The sequence below is a fragment of the Actinomadura roseirufa genome, from assembly GCF_900659635.1.
GTDB lineage: Bacteria > Actinomycetota > Actinomycetes > Streptosporangiales > Streptosporangiaceae > Spirillospora > Spirillospora roseirufa.
In genome coordinates this window covers 1-5160 of sequence record NZ_CAACVB010000404.1, presented here as the reverse complement: position 1 = coordinate 5160, position 5160 = coordinate 1, and the positions used below count along the sequence as shown (strand labels likewise).

Sequence of the window (5160 nt, the reverse complement as noted above, 5' to 3'; positions counted from 1 at the left end):
GGCGTCGCGGCGAAGCCGCGGCTCGCGTGCAGCACGGCCGACTCCAGCACTTCCGCGAGGGGCAGCCGCCCGTGCCGGGCGTGCAGGGCGAGCCAGCCGTCCACGCAGCCGGGGACCGGCACCGAGCGGATGTCGTGGCGGACGGGCATGCGCCGGTGCCCCTCGGCGCGCAGCGCGTCGGCGTCGGCGCCCGACCCGGTGCGGCCGGAGGCGTTCAGTGCCTCGGGCGGCCCCGGCCGGGCCTGGACCAGCGCGAACAGGTCGCCGCCCATGCCGCAGCGGTGCGGCGCGACGACCGCGAGGACGGCGCCCGCGGCGACCGCGGCGTCCACGGCCGAGCCGCCGGCCCGCAGGATCGCGAGCCCGGCCGAGGACGCGCGGTGGTCGGCCGTGCAGATCATCGCGCGGTCGGCGGTCGTCGTCATGCGAGCCTCCGGTGCCTTCGGGGGGTTCGGCCGCGGGAGCCCGTGACGGGCCGCCGCGGCCCGGGAGCGGGGCCTGCGCGGGCAGGGCCGGAAAGCGGTTTTCCGCTGCGCCGTGTGCGTCGACCTGCGGCCCGCGGCGCGTTCACCTCACCGAGGTTAGTTGCCGAAAGTCCGGCTCGAAAGAGCCGAGGAGGCCACGGTGGCGGGTGCGCGCCTTCTACCGCGCCGCCGTGGCCTCGTCCCCCCGCCCGGCTGCGGACGCCGCCCGGTCCCGGGGGCGGCGGCTCGCGCCGCCGCTCCGCCCGGTGGACCGGTGGGAGCGCATCCGCGGCGGTGCGTCGAAGCCTGCCGTGTACCCGCGCGTAAGTTCGCGCTCACGGGCCCGTTCTCGGCGAACGGTTCCCGGCCTGCGGCGAGCGGCGGCCCGCCGGGCGTCCCGCGCGCCGGGCGGCGCCCGGGGACCGACACCGGGAGCGGGCCCGTGGAGGACGCGCTGATCACAGGGGCGGAGCCGGTACCTGACGGTCCCAATACCGTCGATCAGCCTGACCGCTAAACCAGCACCCACTCCGGAAACGTAGGCTGTACCCCTGCTTTGATCACTCTTGGGGAGAATGCGTTGCGGCTGCCGGAGCATCTGGAGCTACTGCTCACCGACGAGCCGGTGCTCGACGTCTACTCGCACGGTCCCTGGCGCGTGCCGGACGGCCTGTTCGAGGACATCGCGGCGCGGATCGACGCGCTGACGTCCGACCCGCGCGCGGCGGAGCTCACGACCGACGAGCACAAGCTGCTGACGCTGCCGGCCTCGCTGGTCACCGCGGAGATCTTCGGGATCCTGGCGTTCCTGCCCGGCGGCGGCGCGATCAAGGCCGGGTCGTGGTCGCAGCTGCCCGAGCGGCTGCTGAACCGGCACCTGGTCAACCCGGGGCCGCTGAGCACCCGGATGACCCGGTGGGACGCGCCGGGCGGCCGGTGGCGGCCACCGGTGGACTGGCTGATCGAGGCGCCCGACCGGGAACTGGCGATCGAGCTGGCCCGCGAGTGCCTGGCCGTCCTGGAGGGCATCGAGCCGCTGGAGCGGCGGCGCGCGGCGCTGCTGCGCATGTACGACGACCCGCCCTCCTGCGACGTGAACCTGCCCAAGATGGAGCTGCGCGAGCACTGGCACGCGCACGCCGACGACGCCACCGTCGCGGCGGTCCCCGAGCTGCTCGGCCCGGTCGGCTACCTGGAGTGGGTGTGCGCGGGCCTGCTCGCCGCCCACGAGCACCTGGTGGGCGTCGCGCCGCGCGAGGAGTCCGTCGAGTCGCACCTCATCCAGCTCCTGTTGCAGGGCAGCCTGGAGCACGTCCCCGCCGAGTTGGCCGTGGCGCTCGGCGAGGACCGCTACCGCGAGCTGCAGCAGCGCTTCCCCGGCGAGCGCCGCGGGTTCAAGGCGGGCGCGTGGCAGGAGCAGACGCGGGCGTGGCTCGTCCGCGCGCTCGTCTCGGGCGCGGCGGACGCGTGCCGGGCGTGGCTGGACATGGCGATGCGGTTCGTCGCGATCGTCCAGGGGCTGCCGGGCGACCCGTGGTTCCCGAAGGCGGAGTGGATCCCGGTCGGGCAGTTCCAGACCGACCTGCGCCGGCTGTACGCGCCGCGCCGCCGCGTCGTGAACCCGCTGACCGAGGGCCTGCGGGTGCCGGCCACCGCGCACGCCGAGCCGCGGCAGCGGCCCGAGCTGGCCACCTCGCTGGTCGGGCAGCCGGAGGTGTCGCAGGCGCTGGACGAGCTGACCCGCGACAAGCTGCCCGTCCGGCTGCTGCTCGCCGGCCCGGACGGCACCGGCAAGCGGGACGCGGCGCAGGAGCTCGCCAAGGCGCTCGCGCTGAGCCGCGACCCGCTGTGGGTCACCGACAACCTGTTCGCCGGGCAGCGCCTGTCGGACGCGGTCGCCAAGCTGCACGCCGACGCCCGCGACTGCGCCGGCGACCGGCTGCTCATCATCGAGGGCCTGGACGGGATCATCGCCGACCCGGGCAACGGGGAGGCCCTGGCGGGCGAGCTGCACCGGCTGCTGGCCGTCCACCCCGACCTGCACGTGGTGGCGCTGTGCGACACGGGCGGCGACGAGCGGATCCGCGAGATCAACCCCGTCCTGCCGCAGCGCTTCCGGATCGCGCGGACCCTGCCGTTCACCGCCGACGGGCACGCCGAGCTGTTCCGCCGCGCCCTGGACCGGCGCGGCGCGCGCGCCACCCGGCACGCCGTCGAGGCGGCGGGCGCGCTGCTGGCGGCCACGCCGGCGATGCAGACGCTGCGCAACGCCCGGCTGGCGCCGCACCTGGCCGAGCAGGTCGTCGCGGCCGTCCGGGCGCGCACCGCGCCGGGCGCCGAGCTCGTCGTCCGCAAGCAGGACGTCCCGGCCGCGCTGGACACCGCGCAGGCCGCCGGGAACCCCCTCGCCGAGCTGCGCGACCTCACCGGGCTGGAGACCGTCAAGCACGAGATCGCGCTGCTGGTGGCGGGCACGCACGCGGCGCGGCTGCGCAGCGAGTCCGGGCTGAAGATCACCCCGCCGACCCGGCACATGGTGTTCACCGGCAACCCCGGCACCGGCAAGACGATGGTGGCGCGGCTGCTCGGCCGCATCTACAAGCGGCTCGGCGTGCTGTCGTCCGGCCATCTGGTGGAGGCGTCCCGCGCGCACCTGGTCGGCGAGTACATCGGCCAGACCGCGCCGCGCACCCGCCGGCTGGTGGAGCGGGCGATCGGCGGCGTGCTGTTCATCGACGAGGCGTACACGCTCACGCAGTCGCCGCTGAAGGGCGACTACGGGCACGAGGCCATCGCCGAGCTGGTCAAGCTGATGGAGGACCACCGCGAGGACCTCGTGGTGATCGTGGCCGGATACGAGCAGGAGATGGTGGAGTTCCTGTCCGCCAACCCCGGCCTCGACTCGCGCTTCCCCAAGCAGCTGCACTTCCCCGACTACGGCGACGACGAGCTGATCACGGTGTTCCGGCAGCTCGCCGCCGCCGACGGGTTCCGGCTGGCGCCCGGCACCGTCGAGGTGCTCGGCTCGATGCTGCGCCGCGCGCCGCGCGGGCCGTCCTTCGGCAACGGCCGCCTCATGCGCAACCTGCTGGACGTCGCGGTCGCGAACCAGGCCGACCGGGTGGCGTCCGCCGCGGTCGTCGCCGCGCGCGACGCGCGGGCCGCCGCGAACGGCGACGGAGGCGGGAAGGGCGGCGAGACCGGGGCGGACGCCCGGCCGGCGAAGGTCCCGACGAAGAAGGAGCTGGTCACGCTCACGGCCGAGGACCTGCCGCCGCTGCTGGAGCACCCCGAGGAGTTCTTCGGCCTGTACCTCTGACCTGTAACGGCCGCCGCCGCGGCCTTTGCCGCCTCCCCGGAGCGGGTACGGAACCTGTGGCTTCCCCGCCCGTGCACCCGGTGCGAGGAGGCCCTTCATGTCCGCGGTCCCCCTGGAGCAGGACGGCCGTCCCGGACGGCCGCGCGGACGGTACCGGGACCGTTCCCGGGCGGCGGCCGTGCTGCGCGGGATCGCGGCGCACGAGACCGCCCGCCTGCGCGACGGCACGCGCCCCTGGGCATGGTGGCTCGGCCTGGCCGTCCGGCACGGCCGGTACGGGTTCACCAACACGCTGCTGATCGCCGCGCAGTGGCGGTCAGCGGCCGACGTCCGCTCCTACGAGGAGTGGCGGGCGGCCGGACGGCAGGTGCGCCGGGGCGAGACGGGCATCCGCGTCCTCACACCGTCCGGTGGGGTGCGAGCGGTCTTCGATGTGACGCAGACGACCGGCCTTCCTCTGGAGACGAGCACGGACGGCTTCCCCACTTCTGAGCAGGCGCGGACCCGCCTGGTGGGTCTCGCCGTCCGCTCGGGGGTTTCCAGCCCGCCCGGTGGGCTCGCGGACCTCGTCCACCAAGTGGCGCATGCGTTGCGCCCCGGCGACCGGCCCGACCGCCCCGGCGCGCCGCGCTGCCAGGGCGTGCGCCGGGTCGAAGCCGACTCGGCCGCCTTCCTGGTGCTGTCGTGGCTCGGGCTGGAGCCGCCGTGCCCGTCCTTCCCGGCGCACGCCTTCTGGGCGGGCCCGGGGGCGGGCGACCGGATCCTCCGGGTGAGCCGCAGGATCCACGCGTGCGCGTCCGACCCGTCCGCCGGTGACGTGCTGGCGGCGGCGCACCTGTACTTCCGCTCGCGGCTTGAGGGCGGCTGGGTCCCCGCCTACCTGGCCGGACGGGGCTTCCCGGCCGCCGTGCAGCGGCGCTGGCAGATCGGCTACGCCCCGTCCGGCCCGCACGCGCTCACCGATCACCTGCGCGCCCTCGGGCACGCCGACGGCGAGATCATCGCCGCCGGGCTGGCCCGCCGCGGCGCCGGGGGAGTGATCCGCGACATGTTCCGCGACCGCGCGATGTTCGCGTTCCGGACGCCGGACGGGGCGGTCGCCGGGTTCACCGGCCGGCGGGCCGACGAGGCGACCGGGCCGAAGTACCTCAACGGCCCCGCGACCGCGCGCTTCCGCAAGGGCGAGCTCCTGTTCGGCCTGCATGAGGCCCGGGACCGGCTCGCCGCGGGGGCGCGCCCCGTGCTGGTGGAGGGGCCGCTGGACGCCGTGGCGGTCACGCTGGCGGGGCCGCCGGACGCCGCGGCCGTCGCGACGTGCGGGCCGTCGCTCACCGGCGCGCAACTCGCCGCGCTGGCCGGCCTCGCCGCCGCGGGCCC

2 protein-coding genes and 1 pseudogene are annotated in these 5160 nt (G+C 76.1%); 2 read left to right on the top strand and 1 reads right to left on the bottom strand.

The window, feature by feature from the left end; translation table 11 throughout:
• Nucleotides 1-425 (bottom strand): gamma-glutamyltransferase (locus E1291_RS38840; RefSeq protein ID WP_207401180.1); only part of this gene is annotated, 425 nt, incomplete at its 3' end.
• A 619-nt stretch (nt 426-1044) separates the two neighbouring features.
• Between E1291_RS38840 and E1291_RS38835 the strand changes: the two genes are divergently transcribed.
• Both E1291_RS38835 and E1291_RS38830 read left to right on the top strand, forming a co-directional pair.
• Nucleotides 1045-3783, top strand: a complete 2739-nt coding sequence (locus tag E1291_RS38835; protein WP_131743021.1) for an AAA family ATPase — start codon at nt 1045-1047, stop codon at nt 3781-3783.
• A 97-nt stretch (nt 3784-3880) separates the two neighbouring features.
• A pseudogene (locus tag E1291_RS38830) lies at nt 3881-5160 on the top strand (hypothetical protein); the annotation flags it as partial.